Genomic DNA, 18,397 nt, shown 5'->3' with positions numbered 1-18,397 from the left:
TGCTTAGCTCCCGCGCATCGCCTGTTCAAGCTCGCTGAAGCTTGGGCGGTGCGCCGGATAAAGCGTCTTGCGCGAAAACTCTACCGCCAGCGAAGGCGGCATGCCCGATGCCGAGGCAACCAGGCCGGCCTTGATGGCCTCATATACGTTCAATTCTTCCTTGGCGTCGTGTTCCAGGGCGGTGGACAACGGCCCGAAGAAGCCGTAAGAGGCGAGAATCCCGAGGAAGGTGCCGACCAGCGCAGTGCCGACCTTTTCACCGATCTGCGCGTTGTCCGCCTCGGCCAGGATCGACATGGTGATCACGATACCCAGTACCGCAGCCACGATACCCATGGCCGGCATGCCGTCGGCAACCTTGGCAACCGCATGGGCCGGGTGTTCGAGCTCCTCCTTGAGGCCCACCAGTTCCATGTCGAACAAGCCTTCCAGCTCGTGCGGCGCCATGTTGCCCGAAGACATGATGCGCAGGTAATCGCAGATGAACGCGACCATCCGCTCATCGCCCAGCACCGCCGGGTACTTGCTGAAGATAGGGCTGGCCGCCGGATCCTCGAGGTCGGCCTCGATGGCCATCATGCCTTCGCGGCGCGCCTTGTTGAGAATCTCGTAGAGCAGGCGCAGCACTTCCAGGTAATAGTCGTGGGTGAAGCGCGACTTGAACATCTTCAACGACTTCTTGAAAACGGTCATGAACATGCTGCCCGGGTTGGCCTGCAGGAACGCGCCCAGCGCAGCCCCGCCGATGATCAGCACCTCGAAGGGGTGCACCAGAGCCATGATCTTGCCGCCGGACGCGACAAAACCGCCGAGTACGCAGGCGAAGACAACGATGATGCCGATGATTTTGGCCATAAAAGAACTACGAAAGTGAGCAGAAAGAGAAAGGGCGCGCGAAACATCCCTTCTACTTATCGGAAGAGATGCGCGAGACTATAGTCAGTTAAGTCTAAAAAAAGCCATTTTGGCATATCCCCATGGTCGCAAGCACGCCGTTACCGCGCACCCTCGATGCCTGGCTCAAGCAGCTGGAGGGCCAGGCACTGCCCATCCCGACACTTCATCATCAGCAGGTGCGCCGCGCCCTGGGTGACAGCCGCCGTTCGTTACGCGAGATCGCCGACCTCATGCAGGGCAGCCCGGCACTGGCGCTGTGCGTGCTGCGCGAGGTCAATCGCAAGAGCAACGGCAGCCTGGGCGAAGCGGCGGAGAGCCTGGAAATCGCCCTCAATCGCCTGGGGCTCAAGCGCGCGGAAGAATTGCTGGCACGCATTCCGGCCAGGGCGCTCGAGGACATTCCCCGCCCGCTGCGGCAGATTCAGCTGATCAGCCAGCACGCCGCGCAGCAGGCCAACGGCCTGTTCGCTGCTCGCCTGGCACGCCTGTGGCAGGAGATCCACTGGGGCAGCCTGCTGTTTCTCTCACCGATATGGACGCTGGTGGCCGCCCACCCGCAGTTGTTCGACGCCTGGGAGCACCGCGTGCTGGTCAAGGGCGAGCCGCCCGCCCGGGTGGAGCGCGACCTGCTCGGCATCCCGCTGTTCGCGTTGTGCCTGGCACTGGCCGAACAGTGGCGGCTGCCGGCCTGGATCATTCAGGGCTATCAACTGCTGCTCAACGATCGGCGCCTGCTGGCCAAGGCCTTGCGCCTGGCGCGCCAGCACGATGATCCGCTGCGCCAGCAGCAGGAACTGGACGCCGACCCGACGCTGCAGCGCTGGCTCACCCAGCCGGCCAACAGCATCCTGCTGGCCAACGTACTGGCGGTTTCGGCACACAACGCCTGGGCCGGCAGCCACACGCGCCGCTGGCAGCGACTCAACAGCCTGTACCTGCAGATGCCGTTGCCGGAACTGCACCAGCACATCCACCAGAATGCCGCACAAAGCGCACGGCAACTGGACACCACGGGCCTCTGGCACCCTGCCGAAGCCTTGCTGTGGCCGTGGAATGCGCGGCACATCCAGCCTCCCGAGCCGGCATCGGCTCCGCCGCCTCCGGCTGCAGACTGGCGCGAGCTGTGCACCCGCCTGCTTGCCCAACCGAGCGTGTTCACCAACGTGCAGCAACTGACCCTGTGCGCGAGCCAGGCGCTCCAGGCGACCGGCCTGACCCGCCTGTTGCTGTTGCTTGCCGACCGCACCCACAGCCGCCTGCAGGTGCAGCAGCATGCCGGCGTCGAGGCCGCAGCCAGCGGCCTGAGCCTCGACCCGGCACAAAGTCAGGTGCTGCGCCGCCTGCTGGAAAAGCCGGCACAATTGCGCCTGAGCCCGGCCAACATCGCGCAATTCTCGGCCTTGTTGCCAGGCAACCTGAAAGCTCTGCTGCCCAGCGAACACCTGCTGATCCGCTCGCTGGCCAGCAACGAGCGCGTGGTGATGATCCTCTTTGCCGACATGCACGGCAGGCCGATCAGCGACACCGCGCTGCAGGCCTTTACCAAGACGGCACAATGCATCGAGCGCGCGCTGGACACGTTCAGCAAACGTAACCGCTGAGCGACGGCCCTTTTCCCGCGCCTTGCCTGCGCTACAATCCGGATCCCATTTCTGCCAACGAGGCCCGCATGACTGCCTTCGACGAATTGCCGCTGGTCATCGAGCCGGCGGATCTCGCTGCGCGACTGGAAGAGCCGCACCTGATTCTGGTCGACCTGAGCAGCAGCGCCCGCTATCAGGCCGGGCACATTCCTGGTGCTCGTTTCGTAGACAGCAAACGCACTCAACTGGGCCGCCCCCCGCCCCGGGCCTGCTGCCTGCACAGGCGGCGCTGGAGCAACTGTTCAGCGAACTGGGTCATCATGACGAGGCCGTCTACGTGGTCTATGACGACGAAGGTGGCGGCTGGGCCGGGCGTTTCATCTGGCTGCTGGATGTGATCGGCCACCGGCATTACCACTTCCTCAATGGCGGCCTGACCGCCTGGGAAGGGGAGCAGCGCCCGCTCAGCCAGGACCAGCCCGCCCCCCGGCACACCACGGTATCGCTGGTACTGAGCGATGAGCCGACCGCCAGCGTGGATTACCTGAAGTCGCGCCTGGGCGCCGATGACCTGGCCATCTGGGACGCTCGCTCGCTCGAGGAATACCGCGGCGAGAAGGTGCAGGCAGCCCGCGGCGGCCATATTCCCGGCGCCATCCATTTCGAGTGGACAACCGGCATGGACCCGCAGCGCGGGCTGCGCATCCGCGAGGATATCCAGCAGCAACTCGATGCGCTGGGCCTCACCGCCGACAAGGAAATCATCACCCATTGCCAGAGCCACCGCCGCTCCGGCTTCACCTACCTGGTCGCCAAGGCGCTGGGCTACCCGCGGGTCAAGGCCTATGCCGGCTCCTGGGGCGAATGGGGCAATCTTGCCGACACCCCCATCGAACATTGAGTGCGATCCGACTGTCCACTCTTACCCGCCCGGCATCGAACACCGGGCAGCCAAGGAAAAAAGATGAAAGAACGCCTGTTTATCCTCAGCCAGTACCTGACCCCGCATCACCTGCTGTCGCGCCTGATCGGCTGCGCGGCGGAGTGCCGGGCGCCCTGGTTCAAGAACCGCCTGATCACCTGGTTCGCCAAGCAGTACCAGGTCGACATGAGCGAGGCGCAGGTCGAAGACCCGACCGCGTATGAGCATTTCAACGCGTTCTTCACCCGCGCCCTGAAAGACGGTGCCCGACCGCTGGACAACCTGCCTGGCGCGGTGCTCTGCCCGGCCGACGGTGCCGTCAGCCAGCTCGGTCGCATCGAGCACGGCCGCATCTTCCAGGCCAAGGGCCACAGCTATAGCGTCACCGAGCTGCTGGGCGGCGACAGCGCGCGCGCCGCGCCCTTCATGGGCGGCGATTTCGCCACTGTCTACCTGTCGCCCAAGGACTACCACCGCGTGCACATGCCACTGGCAGGAACGTTGCGGGAAATGATCTACGTGCCTGGCCGCTTGTTCTCCGTCAACCAGACCACCGCGCAAAACGTGCCCGAGCTGTTCGCGCGCAACGAGCGCGTGGTCTGCCTGTTCGACACGGAACGGGGTCCGATGGCCGTGGTGCTGGTAGGTGCGATGATCGTCGCGTCCATCGAAACCGTCTGGGCCGGCCTGATTACGCCGCCCAAGCGCGAGCTGAAAACCGTTCGCTATGACGAAGCCGCGCGAGCGCCGATCAGCCTTGAAAAAGGCGCGGAGCTGGGCCGCTTCAAGCTCGGCTCCACCGCCATCGTGCTGTTCGGCCCCGAGCAGGTGCAATGGGCCGAAGAGCTGGGCGCCAACAGCCCGGTGCGCATGGGTCAGCTGCTGGGCAGTTGACCCCAGCCTGCGGCGCGCAGCCCTTGCCGTCAGCCTGCAAAGGCTGCGGCGATGGCAGGATGCTGCTAGAGTCGCCTGACCATTACCGAATGATTCGCTCGTACGCTGGCGCCGGAGTAACGAAGTTAGATGGATAAACAGAGTCCCCACCTATTGCTCCGCGTCCCGACGCCGACCAAGCAGGGCCTGACTTTCTGCGACGCCACGCCACGTGACCTGAAGCGCTGGATTGCCGGGCTACCAAAGGCCAATATCGGTGAAACGGCACGCCAGCTGTACCAGGCGCTGATCGAGCTCAACCAGTTGCTGACGCCTTCGGAAAACCGCCTGCAGTTACTCGAACTGCTGCGCCCCGAAGTCTATTTCGTTTGCCAGCACCTGGAGCGCCACTTCCTCAACCAGGCCATCGTGCTCGACGAGCGACCACGAAAGGTGGCCAACCTCTGCCAGGCCCTGCAGAACCACCTGGCCATTGGCTACAAACTGATCATTTCGCGCCTCGCCTCACAGCCCAACCGGGAGCGTAACCAGCTCCTCGGCACTTCGCTGCAACGCGCCGTGCACAGCCTCAACGGTCCCCTTATCCGCACCAGTCAGCTCTACTGCCCCGTGCCAGAAGGGTTGTGGCTGGAACTGCACCAGCTGTACCTGATCGCCCGCGGTCAGGATTTGCACAAGGTGGTCATACGCGATCCCCTTGCGCGTCACACCCAGGGCTTGAGCGTCGAGCAAAGCTACATCGTGGCACTGCTGCTCGGCTGCTCGCGCTGCAATCAGATGCGCCAGAGTGCCATCGCACGCCTGGCAGAAGCACTGGAACCGTGGAGCACGCTGGTCAACCTGCAGGCAGGCGGTCATCCGTCGAGCATTTTCGCCGTCGCGCCGCAACTCGATGGCCCGCCGCGCTACACCTCGCTGTTCCAGCCCAGCGAACTGCAGGGCGCCCTGGGTATCGACACCACGCCACTGGTCGAGGCCATCAAGGATCATCTGCAACGGCTTCCCGATGACCGCACGCCTGCGCGCCTGCAGGTGCCGGATGGCGCCAGCCTGGACATGCTGCAACACGCCGCGGCGAGCTGGGGCGACATTTCCGAGCGCACCTTCCAGCGCACCCAGGGTACTGGCAGCATGACGCTGTGCATCGGCATGAGCGCGCTCAACTACTACCTGGCCAATGGCCGCGCATTCAGCGAAATCCTCAAGCAGCCAGTAAACACCGCCGCCTCGTTCAAGCCGGTCAGCAGCGAGCCGGATATCTGGTCCAGCGCCCCGGATGCACGGCGCGGCAACGACTGGGAGCACGGCCTGCCGTTCGAGGAAATCGAATACCCCAAACCGGCCGCCGAACGCGAGCAGGCAGAATCGGGAGCGGGTGAAACCTACCCGACCCATGCCCTGCTGATCGTCAATCACAGTCCCGGCGGCTACTGCCTGTCGTGGCCCAAGGAAGTGCCCAGCCAGCTGCAGGCCGGCGAGCTTCTGGGTATCCGCGACAATCCGCAGCAGGGTTGGAGCGTTGCCGTGGTGCGCTGGATCCGGCAGGTGCGCGGTGGCGGCACGCAGATGGGCATCGAACTGATCGCCCCTCATGCCCAGCCCTGCGGCCTGCAATTGGTGCGCAAGGCCGAACAGAACAGCCATTACCTGCGCGCCCTGCTGCTGCCCGAGATCGCGGCCATTTCTCGCCCGGCCACGTTGATCACCCCGCGCCTGCCGTTCCAGGAAGGCAGCAAGGTGATGATCAACGTAAACGGCAAAGAACGTCGTGCGGTGCTGAGCCAGAAGCAGGCCAGCACCGGCAGTTTCAGCCAGTTCGAGTACCACGACCTGGAACAGAAAACCGCCGATCTCGCGACCTCCGTCACAGCCTCCGGAAGCCAGCGGCCGCCCGGAGAGGAAGACTTTGACTCACTCTGGAAGTCGCTGTAGATTGCCGGAAACCCTTAAGTTCCCGCCTCTTTCTGCTGTCTTATCGCAGATTCGACCTCGCTAATGGCCATCGAAAAGAAAACCATCCGCCTGCTGATTCTCGAAGACTCGCAGAACGAGGCCGAGCGTCTCGTCAGCCTGTTCCGCAATGCCGGCAATGCCACTCGCGTACACCGCCTGACTTCCAGCGAAGACCTGCTCGACGCCCTCAAGCACACCTGGGACCTGCTGATCTGCGCGCCCGCCAGCGACAGCCTGGAACCGCATGAAGCACTTGCCGCGATTCGTCGCCAGGGCAAGGACATCCCGGTGCTCCTGCTGCTCGCCGACAATGAGCCCGACAGCGTCACCGAAGCGCTTGCCCTTGGCGCCCATGATGCCATGCCCCAGGGCGAGGACGAGCGCCTGGTACTGGTCGCTCGCCGCGAGCTGGTCAACCTCGAGGAGCGGCGTGCCCGTCGCGCTGCCGAGGTGGCTCTGCGCGAGGCGGAGAAACGCTGCCAGCTGTTGCTGGACAGTTCGGTCGACGCCATCGCCTACGTGCACGACGGCATGCACATCTATGCCAACCGCGCCTACCTCGAGCTGTTCGGTTTCGACGACGCCGAAGAGCTCGAAGGCCTGCCGATGATCGACCTGATCGGCTGCGCCGACCACGCAGCCTTCAAGGACTTCCTGAAGAACCACCAGCACCTGGACAACAACGAACTGGCCTGCTCCGGCGTGCGTGCCGATGAGAGTACCTTTGCCGCGCGCATGACCCTGTCGCCGGCAGCATACGACGGCGAGCCGTGCATCCAGGTGGTGATCCGTGCGGAAAGCGCCAACGCCGAGCTGGAAGAGAAGCTGCGGGAAATCAGCAGCCTGGACCTGGTCACCGGCCTCTACAACCGCGCCCATTTCATCGAGCTGATGGACCATGCGGCGCACCGCGCGGTCAGCGACGAACAGCCAGCAAGCCTCGCCTACATCCGCGTCGACCGCTACGCCGCGCTGCTCGCCGAGATGGGCCTCGGGGCCATCGACCTGCTGCTCACCGACCTGGCCGCCCTGCTGCGCACCCACTTCCCGCCCGAGGCCCAGTTGGCGCGTTTCGGCGACGACGTGTTCGCCGTGCTGCAAACCGGCCTGTCGCCCCAGCAACAGCGTCCGCTACTCGAAGCCCTGCTGAAGAAGGCCGAAGGGCACCTGTTCGACATCAACGGGCGTACGGCGCAGACCACCCTGTCAATCGGCGTGGCGGGCCTCAACGAAACCACGCCAAAAGCCGGCGAGGTGATCGATCGGGCCCAGCGCTGCGCCGACCAGCTCGACGAGCCCGGCACCCTGAAACTGTTCGACCCTGCCGAGGAGCTGGCTGCCGCCGCCAGCCGCGGCAGCGTGGTAGCGATGGTTCAGCAGGCGCTGGAGCAGAACAGCTTCCGCCTGTTGTTCCAGCCGGTCATCAGCCTGCGCGGCGATGAACATGAGCACTACGAGGTGTTGCTGCGCCTGCTCAGCCCTACGGACCAGGAAGTACCCCCGGATGAATTCCTGGCCGTGGCCAGGGAAGCGGGCATGGGCGAGAAGATCGATCGCTGGGTGATCCTCAGCTCGATCAAACTGCTCGCCGACCATCGCTCCAAAGGGCACGCGACACGCCTGTTCGTGCACCTCTCCAGCGCCAGCCTGCAGGACCAGACCCTGCTGCCGTGGCTCAGCGTCGCCCTCAAGGCCGCGCGGCTGCCGTCCGATGCGCTGGTGTTCCAGTTCAGCGAGCCGGACGCCATCGCCTACCTGAAACAGGCCAGGGCGCTGGCCCAGGGGCTCAAGGACCTGCACTGCCATATCGGCCTGAGCCAGTTCGGCTGCGCGTTGAACCCGTTCAATACGCTGAGGCACCTGCCGGTAGATTTCGTCAAGGTCGACGGCTCCTTCACCAAGGACCTGAGCGATCCGGGCAATCAGGAAGCCTTGAAAACCATGCTCGCCAGCCTGCACAGCCAGGCCAAGCTGACCATCGTGCCGTTCGTGGAATCCGCCAGCGTGCTTGCCACGCTGTGGCAGGCAGGCACCAACTACATCCAGGGCTACTACCTGCAGGGCCCGAGCCAGTCGATGAACTACAACTTCTCGGCCGACGAGTAAGGCTCACGGGGCGCCAGCAGCGCCCCGTGCCGCGCCTTATTGACGACCGTCGCGGTCGCGAACACTCAGCAGATACAGCAGGCCATCGAGCCCCAGGGTAGAGATCGCCTGCCTGGCCGACTGCTTGACCAGCGGCTTGGCGCGAAAGGCCACGCCCAAGCCGGCGATGGCCAGCATCGGCAGGTCATTGGCACCATCACCCACAGCGATGGTCTGCTCGAGTTGCAAGCCTTCCTTGTGCGCCAGCTCGCGCAACAGATCCGCCTTGCGCTGGGCGTCGACGATCGGCTCCACGGCAACGCCGGTAACCTTGCCGTCGACTACCGCCAGCTCGTTGGCGAATACGTAATCGATGCCGAGCCTGGCCTGCACCTGCTTGGCGAAGTAGGTGAAGCCGCCAGACAGGATGGCCGTCTTGTAGCCCAGTCGCTTGAGCTCGGCGAACAGCCTCTCGGCGCCTTCGGTCAGGCGTAGCGATGCGCCGATCTCGTCCAGCACGCCAACGTCCAGGCCCTTGAGCAGCGCCAGGCGCTCCTTGAAGCTGGCGCGAAAATCCAGCTCGCCGCGCATGGCCCGCTCGGTGATCGCCGAGACCTGTTCACCGATACCAGCGGCCTTGGCCAGCTCATCGATCACCTCGGCTTCGATCAGCGTCGAGTCCATGTCGAACACTGCCAGGCGGCGATGGCGACGAAACAGCGAATCGCCTTGCAGGGCGATATCCACGTCCAGCTCGTCGGCCACGCGCAGGAACTCGCCACGCAGCGCCGCTACATCGCCGGGCTCGCCCGTTACCGAAAACTCGATGCACCCGTTGCCTGCCTGCCCGCTCAGGGCCACCGGCGCAGACAGCCGCTCGATACGCTCGATGTTCAGCCCCTGCCCGGCGGCGAGTGCGCTGACACGCTGCAACTGCTCGGCGGTGACCTTGCGGCTCAACAGCGTGACGACATGGCGCTCGCTGCCCTGCCCTGCGACCCAGCGCTGATAATCGGCTTCGGCTACCTGGGTGAACTGCACCTGCTGCTCCAGCTCCCGGGCAGCCAGCAGCACGCCCTCCGAGAGCGCAGCGCGGCGTGCACCGCCTGCAACCGCGACCAGTACGCCGAGCGTCGATACGCCATGAATGCTTGCCTGGCTGATATCGAGGATGTCCGCGCCAGCCTGGGCCAGGACGCCGGTAATGGCAGCCGTGAGGCCGGGCCGATCTTCACCGGTAATGTTGATCAGGACGATTTCGCGCAAGGCGTACTCCGGAGCTCGCAGGACAATGAACGGTCTGCCGAACGGTGATGTGCAGCAGGGCCGGTGAAAAAGCGCACATTCTAACCACTTTCAACGCCTCCCGGACACGCGCGGCGCTTTGCCCTGTGCGGGTCGGTCGTTATACTGCGGGCCACCTACAGTCAACGAGAGCCGAGCTCTGTGAACCGGCCCGCCCCCGTAAAACCCGATAACTTCTTCCTTCTGCTGTTCCGTGCACTGCGCCAACGTCGCGTGCCGCTGGCATTGCGCATCGTCAGTCACAGCCTGTTGCTGGTGGCCATGGCGCTGGTGATCTATGCGTGGGTGATCGGCATGCAGTTCAAGCAGGCCATGCAGCAGCAAGCCGAAGCGCTGGGCAGCAGCCTGATCATCCAGACGGCCGCCTCGGCCACCGAGCTGTTGGTGTCCAATGACATCCTCAGCCTCAACGTGCTGCTCAATAATCTGGTGAAGAATCCCCTGGTGGCCCACGCGGCCATCTACAGCGTGGACAACCGTATCCTCGCCGAAGCCGGCACGCGGCCAAGCAAGAGCATGCTCGGCGAGACCGAAGGCCTGTATTCGACGCCCATCACCTTTCAGGAAGTGATGGCCGGGCAATTGCGCATCAGCCTGGACATGCAGCAGTTCGAGCAACCGATGACCATCAGCCTGCAGAGCATGGGCATTCTGAGCCTGATCCTGCTGGCCCTGACCCTGTCGCTGAGCCTGCGCCTGGGCCGGCAGATATCCACGCCACTGATGCAGATGCGCGTGTGGCTGCGCGACCCGGACGATTACGCGCCAGGCGGCAACCGGCAGGACGAGATCGGCGATCTGGCGCGCCAGCTGCAGGCGCGTCTGGCTCCTGAAAAGCCCGAACCAGAGCCGGAGTTCGAGGACCTCGATGACCTGCGCGAAGCATTCCGCGACGACAGCGAACTCGAGCAGGACGACGAACGTGACGAAACGAACTTCGCGGTGCGTGACCTGCGCGACACGCGCTTCGACAGCGAGGACGACTACGACCCGCCGAGCCGCCGCCGTGACGAACTCGACGACGATGCCTTCGCCGACCTTTATGACGACGAGGACAGCCCGGCCAAGCCCGCCCCTGCCGCTCCGCCCGCCCCCCGCAAAAGCGCCGTGCTGGCCGTTCAGCTGGGCGCCCAGGAGCAACTGCGGCGTTTGCCGCGCACGCGTCTGATGGAGCTGCTGGAAAGCTATCGCAATTGCCTGGACAAGGCCGCGACGCTCTACAAGGCCGAGCTGCACACCCTCAACGATGGCAGCAGCCTGATGCTGTTCCACCACGACGGCAGCCAGGACGATTACCTGACCCATGCCATCTGCTGCGGTGAGCTGTTGCGTGCCCTTGGCCACGCCCTGCAGATCGAGGTGGCCGACAGCGGCATCACCCTGCACCTGCAATTGGGCCTGACCCTGGGTGAAGGCCTGCAAGGGCTGAGTCAGGGCGACCTGCTGCTCAGTGAAACCGCCCAGGATGCCCTGGCCCTCTCGCAGCACAGCCGCAACCTGCTGCTGGTCGAACGCCGCGTCGGTGAAGATGCCACCCTGCGCCAGCGGGCGCGCATCCGCGCCATCGCCAGCCCCGAAGGCGCCAGTTGCGTCGAGCGCTTGCTCGATCCGTACCCGGCGCTGCTCGAACGGCAGATGGCACGCCTGCGCGAAGAGCGCTAGCGATTCAGCAGAGATGAAAAGGCCGGCGCACATGCCGGCCTTTTTCGTGGGTCTGGCTCGAAGATATCCCGGTGAGCGCGCGCCATGCGCGCGTGGACTAGGCGTCCCCGCCCGCTCCCCCAAGGCTGATGGGGTCGATGGGGCAGCAGCGATCAGAGCTTGGCGATCGACACCTCGGTGGATTTGACGAAGGCAATCACTTCGCTGCCCACGCCCAGTTCCAGCTCACGCACGGAACGGGTGGTGATCACCGAGGTGACGATGCCGGCGGCGGTCTGCACGTCGATTTCCGACAGCACGTCGCCCTCGACGATTTCCTTGATGGTGCCCTTGAACTGGTTACGGACGTTGATGGCTTTGATGGTCATGGGTAAATCTCCAGGAGTGGTCAGGTGCCTCATGCGGGGCATGAGGTCGGGGTTAGAGCGCCCAGCGCAGCTGGGTCGGCAGGGGTGAAACCGGGTCGGGTTGCGCCGGCAGCGCGGGGATCTGCAACACACGATTGAGCACATCGGCCTCCAGGGCCGCCAGGTAGGCGGAGCCACGAGCCCGAGGGCGTGGCAGGTCCACCAGCAGGTCGAGGCCGATTTCGCCGTCCTCGATGAGGATTACCCGATCCGCCGTGGCCACCGCCTCGCTGACATCGTGGGTTACCAGCAGCACGGTAAAGCCGTGCGTCTGCCAGAGGCTTTCGATCAGTTGCTGCATCTCGATGCGAGTCAGCGCGTCGAGGGCGCCCAGGGGCTCGTCGAGCAGCAGCAGGCGCGGCTCGTGGATCAGCGCACGGGCCAGGGCGACGCGTTGTTTCTGGCCACCGGACAGGGCTGCGGGCCACTCGTTGGCGCGATCCGCCAGGCCCACCGCTTCCAGCACCTGCCGCGCCTTGGGCCGCCAGTCACCGGTGAGGCCGAGGCCGACGTTGTCGATCACCCGCTTCCAGGGCAGCAGGCGCGCCTCCTGGAACATCAGCCGGGTATCCTCGCGGCTCGCCACCAGCGGCCCGTTGCCCGCCAGCAGTTCACCGCCGGTGGGCTCATCGAGCCCGGCCAGCAGGCGTAGCAGCGTGCTCTTGCCGCAACCGCTGCGCCCGACCACGGCGACGAACTGCCCCGGCGGGATACGCAAGTCGATGTCCTTGAGTACCTGGCGCTCGCCAAAGGCTTTCTGAATACCGCGCAGGGTCAGCGGGGTGCCCCGCTTGAAGCTCTGTAATGCGCTCATTTGGCGGTTGCTCCCTGATAGGCCGGATGCCAGCGCAGCCAGGCTCGCTCCAGGCTGCGGGCCGCGACATCGGCCAGCTTGCCGAGCACGGCGTACAGCAGGATCGCCAGCACCACCACGTCGGTCTGCAGAAATTCCCGGGCGTTCATTGCCAGGTACCCGATGCCGGCGCTGGCGGAAATGGTCTCGGCGACGATCAGCGTCAACCACATCAGGCCGAGGGCAAAACGCACGCCGACCAGGATCGATGGCAGCGCGCCGGGCAGGATCACCTGACGGAACAACGCGAAACCGGACAAGCCATAGCTGCGCGCCATCTCCACCAGCGCCGGGTCGACGTTGCGGATGCCGTGGTAGGTGTTCAGGTAAATGGGAAACAGCGTGCCGAGGGCGACCAGGAAGATCTTCGCGCTCTCGTCGATGCCAAACCACAGGATCACCAGGGGAATCAGCGCCAGGTGCGGCACGTTACGGATCATCTGCACCGAGCTGTCGATCAGCCGCTCGCCCCAGGTCGACAAACCGGTGATGAAACCCAGCGCCAGGCCGATGCCGCCGCCAATGGCGAAACCAACCCCTGCGCGCCAGCCGCTGATCGCCAGGTGGGTCCAGATCTCGCCACTGGACAGCAGTTGCCAGCCGGCCTCGAATACCGCACTGGGCGCCGGCAGGATGCGTGTGGACAACAGCCCGAGGGTCACCGAACCCTGCCAGGCCACCAGCAACGCCACGGGCAGCACCCAGGGCGCCAGACGCAGGGCCAGGCTATTGAAAGATGTGTTGCTCATCGCCTACCTCGAATCTTCACGGAGTGGCCGGGCGTCCGCGCCCGGCCGTGTATCAACTGGCCGAAGCCGCTTTGGGCAGAATGTCGTTGGCGACCATTTCACCGAACGGGCTCACGTAATTCGCGCCTTCGGGCAGCGCGGGGCGATTCACCTCCAGGTGCGGGAACAGCAGTTCGGCAACCCGGTAGGACTCTTCGAGGTGTGGATAACCGGAAAAGATGAAGGTATCGATGCCCAGGGCAGCGTATTCCTTGACCCGCTCGGCGACCGTCGGGCCGTCGCCGACCAGCGCCGTACCGGCCCCCCCCGTACCAGGCCGACGCCAGCCCAGAGGTTGGGCGACACTTCCAGGTTGTCCTTGCTGCCGCCGTGCAGGGCAGCCATGCGTTGCTGGCCGACCGAGTCGAAGCGCGCCAGAGAGGCCTGGGCGCGAGCGATGGTGTCATCGTCGACATGAGCGATCAGCTTGTCGGCGGCTTTCCAGGCTTCTTCGTTGCTTTCGCGCACGATCACGTGCAGGCGAATGCCGAAGCGCACTTCGCGCCCCTGAGCGGCGGCCTTTTTGCGCACCGCAGCGATTTTCTCGGCCACCGCGGCCGGCGGCTCGCCCCAGGTCAGGTACAGTTCGACCTGCTCGGCAGCGAGATCCTGCGCGGCCTCGGACGAGCCACCGAAATACAACGGCGGGCGCGGCTGCTGAACCGGTGGGTAGAGGAGTTTGGCGCCTTTCACCTGAATGTGCTTGCCGTCGTAGTCGACCACCTCGCCTTCCAGCACTCGGCGCCAGATTCGGGTGAATTCGACGGAGGCCTCGTAGCGCTCGGCGTGCGACAGGTTCAAGCCGTCGCCGGCCAATTCGTCCGGGTCACCGCCGGTGACCAGGTTGAACAGCGCACGGCCACCGGACAGGCGATCCAGGGTCGCTGCCTGGCGCGCGGCCACGGTTGGCGAGATGATCCCCGGACGCAGCGCGACGAGAAATTTCAAACGCTGGGTCACCGGGATCAGCGAGGCGGCGACCAGCCAGGAGTCCTCGCAGGAACGGCCGGTGGGAATCAATACACCGCCGAAGCCAAGCCGGTCAGCCGCCTGGGCGATCTGTTGCAGGTAGCCATGGTCGACGGCGCGGGCTCCCTGCGAGGTGCCGAGGTAATGGCCGTCACCGTGGGTCGGCAGGAACCAGAAGATATTGAGGCTCATGGAGTGGTCTCCTAGGAAATCGCGATGGCCCCCGCCCAGAGCGCGGGGGCGGAAGTTTATTGCTGGGCGACCTTGGTTGCCGGCGCGTGCCAGATCACGTCGCTGATGTTCAGCTTCCTGGGGATCAGCTTGAGGTCGGTGAAGGTGTCGGCGATCTTCTGCTGGGCCTCGACCACCTGCGGGGTGATCAACTGTGCGCCATAGCTCTGCCGCTGTACCGCCAGGCGGGTGATCTCCGCCGACAGGCCGAGCAGCGGTGCGACCTGAGCGGTGGCCTCATCGTTATTCGCCTTGACCCACTCGCCGATGGCGCGGATTTCCTCGACCAGCGCCTCGATCACTTCCGGGTGCTGCTCGGCGTATGGCCGGGTTGCCAGGTAGAACTGGTGGTTGCTCACCAGACCCTTGCCGTCGACCAGCGTGCGGGCCTGCAATTGCTGCTCTGCAGCTGCCTGGAAGGGGTCCCAGATGACCCAGGCGTCGACGCTGCCGCGCTCGAACGCGGCGCGGGCATCGGCAGGCGGCAGGTACACCGGCTGGATGTCGCTGTACTTCAGGCCAGCCTCCTCCAGCGCACGTACCAACAGGTAGTGCACGTTGGAGCCCTTGTTCAAGGCAACTTTCTTGCCTTTGAGCTCGGCCACCGACTTGATCGGCGAATCCTTGGGCACCAGGATGGCTTCGCTGGTCGGCGCGGGCGGCTCATAGGCTACGTACAAGAGGTCCGCGCCAGCGGCCTGGGCGAACACGGGCGGGGTCTCGCCGGTGGTGCCGAAATCTATCGAGCCGACGTTCAGGCCTTCGAGCAACTGCGGCCCACCGGGAAACTCGGTCCATCTGACGTCGATGCCCTTGGCGGCCAGGCGTTTTTCCAGCGAACCGTTGGCCTTGAGCAGCACCAGGGTGCCGTACTTCTGGTAGCCGATACGCAGTGTCTCGGCTTGGGCTTGGGTAATGGCGCCGAAGGAAATGGCCGCGGCAAACAAGGCGACCAGACTCCGACGCAGGGTAATAGTGAGCATGGTGCTCTCCTCTGCATTGAGTGTGTGGCCACCTGCTGCCTCGTTGACGGGCTAGTAAGGTGGGGCGGCAGCGAACTGCCTGGAATGTAGGTGTGCGTTACTTCAAGCGCTCCAGCGCCCGCTGATCAGGCGGTCGTTCAACAGCCCTGGCTCGATCGGTTGTGGCCGGCGGTTGAGCGCCTGAAGCAGGTGGTGCAAAGCGTCATCCAGACGCTGCTCCAATACCGGCAACAGATCGGCGCCGCTGTCGGTATAAGCAATCTGGCCGTCATCGGCGAACACGCCTTGCAGCACTTCCTGCGCCTTGAGCGCGGACAGCACCGGCTTCAGGGCGTAGTCCACCGCCAGCATGTGGGCACTACTGCCGCCCGTGGCGATGGGCAGCACCACCTTGTGGTGCAGCGCACGCTCGGGCAGCACGTCGAGCAGGGTTTTCAGCGCCCCGGAAAAGGAGGCCTTGTACACCGGCGTCGCCACGATCAACCCATCGGCAGCCGCTACATGGGCCTGCAGCCCCTGAATGCGCGGGCTGTCGAAACGGGCGAAGAGCAGATCCTCGGCCTCGAAATCGCGGGCTTGATAGCTCACCACTTCGACACCCTGGGCCTGCAGCCACTGCCGCGCCCGGTCGAGCAACACAGTGGAACGCGATTTCAGACTCGGGCTACCGCCCAACAAAACCACCAACATGGGACGCCCTTACTTGTTCGGTTGCGGCGTGAGGCGCAAGTACGGTTTCACCGCGCGGTAGCCTTTGGGGAAGCGCTGCTTGATCTCGTCCTCGTCCTTGAGGGACGGCACGATCACCACCTCGTCGCCGTCCTGCCAGTTGGCTGGGGTGGCTACCTTGTGGCTGTCGGTGAGTTGCAGGGAGTCGACCACGCGCAAGATTTCGTTGAAGTTGCGCCCGGTGCTCGCCGGGTAGGTGATGCTCAGGCGCACCTTCTTGTTCGGGTCGATAACGAACAGCGAACGCACGGTCAGGGTGTCGTTGGCGTTCGGGTGAATGAGGTCGTAGAGCTCGGACACCTTGCGGTCGGCGTCGGCGAGGATCGGGAAGTTGACGGCGGTGTTCTGGGTTTCGTTGATATCGTCGATCCACTTGATGTGCGAATCGACCGGGTCGACGGACAGGGCAATGGCCTTGACGTTGCGCTTGGCGAATTCGTCCTTCAGCTTGGCAGTGAAACCCAGTTCGGTGGTGCACACCGGCGTGAAGTCCGCGGGGTGGGAAAACAGAATGCCCCACTGGCTGCCCAGCCACTCGTGGAAACGAATACGGCCTTCGCTGGAGTCCTGTTCGAAGTCGGGGGCGATGTCGCCCAGGCGAATGCTCATGCTGTGCTCCTCAGGTGAGTGGTTGCGTGGCAGCCACTATGCTCAGGAAGACAGAATATTAAAAAGAATAAATAATGATTTATTTATAACCAATCAATATTAAGGTCACTTCTTTTCAGCGCCTCGCCTCATCCGCCAGGTGGTTCTCAGCCCATCAAGCGTGCCGGGTTGCCCGCCACCCTGGCCGCTGCCGGCACGTCCCGCGTGACCACGCTGCCAGCGCCGATCAGCGCATCATCGCCTACCGTTACGCCCGGCAGGATCAGCGCCCCGGCGCCAATCCATACATTGCGGCCGATGCTCACCGGCCGGCCGAACTCGAGGCCGGAGGCGCGCTCGGCCGGGTCGCGGGGGTGATCGGCGGTAAGTATCTGCACGCCCGGGCCGATCTGCGTCTTGTCACCGATGCTCACCGCCACCACGTCGAGAATCACGCAGTTGAAGTTGATGAATACGCCGTCGCCCAGGCTGATGTTGAAGCCGTAATCGCAATGAAACGGCGAGCGCACCACCACGCCCTTGCCGACGGCCGCCAAGCGCTCGCCCAGCACCTGATTGCGCTCGGCCTGCGACAGCCCAAGGTTGCCGTTGTAGCGCGCCAGCCAGGCCATGGTGGCCGCGCTTTCGGCCTGCAGTTCGGGGTCACTGGCCAGGTACAGTTCGCCCGCCAGCATTTTGTATTTTTCACTGAGTGCCATGGCGCTGCTTCCTTCAGGTATGTGCAGTAAGGGAACCTGAAGTCACCCCGCGGGTTCCACCAATCAGGCCGAAAGGAAATGGCGCAGCGCCACCCACTGCAACTCCTCGATGCTGGCGGCCAACTGCTCGTCCACCTCGCAGAGCCGCGCGTTCTGCGCCTCGCTCAACCATTGCGGTATGTCCCACAGGGCAATTTCGGCCGGCTCGTCCTGCAGATGGGCGAACACCGCATAGAAGTCCTGCAGCAACTGCCGGGCTGGCTGCAGGCCGAGCAAGGCGAGCGCCGCCTGTGCGTAGGTGAAGGTTGGCATGCCCCAGTTGGCAAAGAACTGCAGCAGGCCACCGTTGTAATAGTCGGCCTGCAAACGCCACAACGCCACCAGATGGCGATCACCCAGGTCGATCGCCTCAAGCTCCCAGCCGGCCTCTTCCAGACGGCGCAAAGCCTGGTTCTGCAGATCGTCCCAGACCAGTTCGGGCGCATCCCAGCAACTGCCGCCCAGGTGCCGCCAACTGGCGGTGAACCCGAGGTTCTCCAGCCGATAATCCTGTCGCTGCTCGGCGGTCAGCCGGTCGAGCCGCAGGTAACCGCTCAGGATCAGGGGAAACACCTGGCCATTTCGCAGATGGAAGAACACCTGTTTTTCGTCGAAGCTCAGGTGGTCGATTGCCAGGCAAGCAAGTTCGGGGTAGCGATGACAGGGCATGGGATGGGTCACGAAAGAAAGGTCGAGGCCGACCATGCCAGACCCTGATCAGGCTGAACAGCGGGCGCACCCTGGAGATGGATCATGGAAATGCCTGGCTGCCCTGGCGGATCGATCGCAA

General features: G+C 64.5%; 15 protein-coding genes and 2 pseudogenes. 6 read left to right on the top strand and 11 right to left on the bottom strand.

Annotated features, from left to right (window positions below; genetic code table 11):
- Window positions 1-3 precede the first annotated feature (3 nt).
- On the bottom strand, window positions 4-855 hold the full coding sequence (motA, locus tag ACZ0AV_RS16200) for a flagellar motor stator protein MotA (RefSeq protein WP_499151976.1): 852 nt from the start codon (window positions 853-855) through the stop codon (window positions 4-6).
- Between the two features lie 122 nt (window positions 856-977).
- On the opposite strand from motA, the gene ACZ0AV_RS16195 reads away from it, so the two are divergent.
- The 5 genes and pseudogenes from ACZ0AV_RS16195 (at window position 978) to ACZ0AV_RS16175 (ending at window position 8,355) form a co-directional block, all read left to right on the top strand.
- Window positions 978-2,498: an HDOD domain-containing protein gene (locus ACZ0AV_RS16195; RefSeq protein ID WP_499151975.1), complete on the top strand. Its 1,521-nt coding sequence runs from the start codon at window positions 978-980 to the stop codon at window positions 2,496-2,498.
- A 68-nt stretch (window positions 2,499-2,566) separates the two neighbouring features.
- A pseudogene (locus ACZ0AV_RS16190) lies at window positions 2,567-3,381 on the top strand (rhodanese-like domain-containing protein).
- Window positions 3,382-3,444: 63 nt separating this feature from the next.
- Entirely contained in the window at window positions 3,445-4,296 is an 852-nt protein-coding gene (asd, locus tag ACZ0AV_RS16185; RefSeq protein WP_499151974.1) for an archaetidylserine decarboxylase, read from the top strand.
- Window positions 4,297-4,425: 129 nt separating this feature from the next.
- Complete coding sequence (locus ACZ0AV_RS16180) at window positions 4,426-6,228, top strand: cyclic-di-GMP receptor FimW-related protein (protein WP_499151973.1); 1,803 nt, start codon at window positions 4,426-4,428, stop codon at window positions 6,226-6,228.
- Between the two features lie 63 nt (window positions 6,229-6,291).
- Window positions 6,292-8,355: an EAL domain-containing response regulator gene (locus ACZ0AV_RS16175; RefSeq protein WP_499151972.1), complete on the top strand. Its 2,064-nt coding sequence runs from the start codon at window positions 6,292-6,294 to the stop codon at window positions 8,353-8,355.
- 36 nt (window positions 8,356-8,391) lie between these two features.
- Here ACZ0AV_RS16175 and serB read toward each other — a convergent pair whose 3' ends face one another.
- Window positions 8,392-9,600, bottom strand: coding sequence for a phosphoserine phosphatase SerB (gene serB, locus ACZ0AV_RS16170; RefSeq protein ID WP_499151971.1), 1,209 nt, complete (start codon window positions 9,598-9,600; stop codon window positions 8,392-8,394).
- A 180-nt stretch (window positions 9,601-9,780) separates the two neighbouring features.
- On the opposite strand from serB, the gene ACZ0AV_RS16165 reads away from it, so the two are divergent.
- Window positions 9,781-11,301 carry a histidine kinase gene (locus ACZ0AV_RS16165; protein ID WP_499151970.1) on the top strand — a complete coding sequence of 507 codons (1,521 nt, stop codon included), beginning with the start codon at window positions 9,781-9,783 and terminating at the stop codon, window positions 11,299-11,301.
- Between the two features lie 152 nt (window positions 11,302-11,453).
- On the opposite strand, the gene ACZ0AV_RS16160 is transcribed toward ACZ0AV_RS16165, so the two are convergent.
- The 9 genes and pseudogenes from ACZ0AV_RS16160 to ACZ0AV_RS16120 all read right to left on the bottom strand — a co-directional run bounded on the left by ACZ0AV_RS16160 (window position 11,454) and on the right by ACZ0AV_RS16120 (window position 18,312).
- Window positions 11,454-11,669, bottom strand: a complete 216-nt coding sequence (locus ACZ0AV_RS16160; RefSeq protein ID WP_013793202.1) for a TOBE domain-containing protein — start codon at window positions 11,667-11,669, stop codon at window positions 11,454-11,456.
- Window positions 11,670-11,721: 52 nt separating this feature from the next.
- Window positions 11,722-12,522 carry an aliphatic sulfonates ABC transporter ATP-binding protein gene (gene ssuB / locus ACZ0AV_RS16155; protein WP_499151969.1) on the bottom strand — a complete coding sequence of 267 codons (801 nt, stop codon included), beginning with the start codon at window positions 12,520-12,522 and terminating at the stop codon, window positions 11,722-11,724.
- The gene (gene ssuC, locus ACZ0AV_RS16150) at window positions 12,519-13,310 is read right to left on the bottom strand and encodes an aliphatic sulfonate ABC transporter permease SsuC (protein WP_499151968.1); all 792 of its coding nucleotides are present in this window, start codon (window positions 13,308-13,310) and stop codon (window positions 12,519-12,521) included. The genes ssuB and ssuC overlap by 4 nt, the downstream gene beginning before the upstream one ends.
- 52 nt (window positions 13,311-13,362) lie before the next feature.
- Window positions 13,363-14,510: pseudogene (ssuD, locus tag ACZ0AV_RS16145) on the bottom strand (FMNH2-dependent alkanesulfonate monooxygenase).
- A gap of 56 nt (window positions 14,511-14,566) precedes the next feature.
- A complete protein-coding gene (locus ACZ0AV_RS16140; protein ID WP_499151967.1) occupies window positions 14,567-15,532 on the bottom strand; it encodes a sulfonate ABC transporter substrate-binding protein in 966 nt (321 codons plus the stop codon).
- A 102-nt stretch (window positions 15,533-15,634) separates the two neighbouring features.
- Complete coding sequence (gene ssuE / locus ACZ0AV_RS16135) at window positions 15,635-16,222, bottom strand: NADPH-dependent FMN reductase (protein WP_499151966.1); 588 nt, start codon at window positions 16,220-16,222, stop codon at window positions 15,635-15,637.
- 9 nt (window positions 16,223-16,231) lie between these two features.
- Window positions 16,232-16,870, bottom strand: coding sequence for a peroxiredoxin (locus tag ACZ0AV_RS16130; protein WP_499151965.1), 639 nt, complete (start codon window positions 16,868-16,870; stop codon window positions 16,232-16,234).
- 146 nt (window positions 16,871-17,016) lie between these two features.
- Window positions 17,017-17,568: a sugar O-acetyltransferase gene (locus ACZ0AV_RS16125; protein ID WP_499151964.1), complete on the bottom strand. Its 552-nt coding sequence runs from the start codon at window positions 17,566-17,568 to the stop codon at window positions 17,017-17,019.
- A 63-nt stretch (window positions 17,569-17,631) separates the two neighbouring features.
- On the bottom strand, window positions 17,632-18,312 hold the full coding sequence (locus tag ACZ0AV_RS16120; RefSeq protein WP_499151963.1) for a DMP19 family protein: 681 nt from the start codon (window positions 18,310-18,312) through the stop codon (window positions 17,632-17,634).
- Window positions 18,313-18,397 lie beyond the last annotated feature (85 nt).

The sequence above is a fragment of the Pseudomonas sp. AC532 genome (assembly GCF_979258965.1).
Note: the sequence above shows the minus strand (reverse complement) of the source record. Positions and strands in the feature narration are given on the sequence as shown.

Coding starts and splice junctions, on each gene's coding strand:
- ACZ0AV_RS16130 (WP_499151965.1), bottom strand. CDS start 16,870: ATGAGCATTCGCCTGGGCGACATCGCCCCCGACTTCGAACAGGACTCC.
- ACZ0AV_RS16125 (WP_499151964.1), bottom strand. CDS start 17,568: ATGGCACTCAGTGAAAAATACAAAATGCTGGCGGGCGAACTGTACCTG.
- asd (WP_499151974.1), top strand. CDS start 3,445: ATGAAAGAACGCCTGTTTATCCTCAGCCAGTACCTGACCCCGCATCAC.
- motA (WP_499151976.1), bottom strand. CDS start 855: ATGGCCAAAATCATCGGCATCATCGTTGTCTTCGCCTGCGTACTCGGC.
- ssuB (WP_499151969.1), bottom strand. CDS start 12,522: ATGAGCGCATTACAGAGCTTCAAGCGGGGCACCCCGCTGACCCTGCGC.
- ACZ0AV_RS16180 (WP_499151973.1), top strand. CDS start 4,426: ATGGATAAACAGAGTCCCCACCTATTGCTCCGCGTCCCGACGCCGACC.
- ACZ0AV_RS16120 (WP_499151963.1), bottom strand. CDS start 18,312: ATGGTCGGCCTCGACCTTTCTTTCGTGACCCATCCCATGCCCTGTCAT.
- ACZ0AV_RS16160 (WP_013793202.1), bottom strand. CDS start 11,669: ATGACCATCAAAGCCATCAACGTCCGTAACCAGTTCAAGGGCACCATC.
- ACZ0AV_RS16175 (WP_499151972.1), top strand. CDS start 6,292: ATGGCCATCGAAAAGAAAACCATCCGCCTGCTGATTCTCGAAGACTCG.
- ACZ0AV_RS16195 (WP_499151975.1), top strand. CDS start 978: ATGGTCGCAAGCACGCCGTTACCGCGCACCCTCGATGCCTGGCTCAAG.
- ACZ0AV_RS16140 (WP_499151967.1), bottom strand. CDS start 15,532: ATGCTCACTATTACCCTGCGTCGGAGTCTGGTCGCCTTGTTTGCCGCG.
- ssuC (WP_499151968.1), bottom strand. CDS start 13,310: ATGAGCAACACATCTTTCAATAGCCTGGCCCTGCGTCTGGCGCCCTGG.
- ssuE (WP_499151966.1), bottom strand. CDS start 16,222: ATGTTGGTGGTTTTGTTGGGCGGTAGCCCGAGTCTGAAATCGCGTTCC.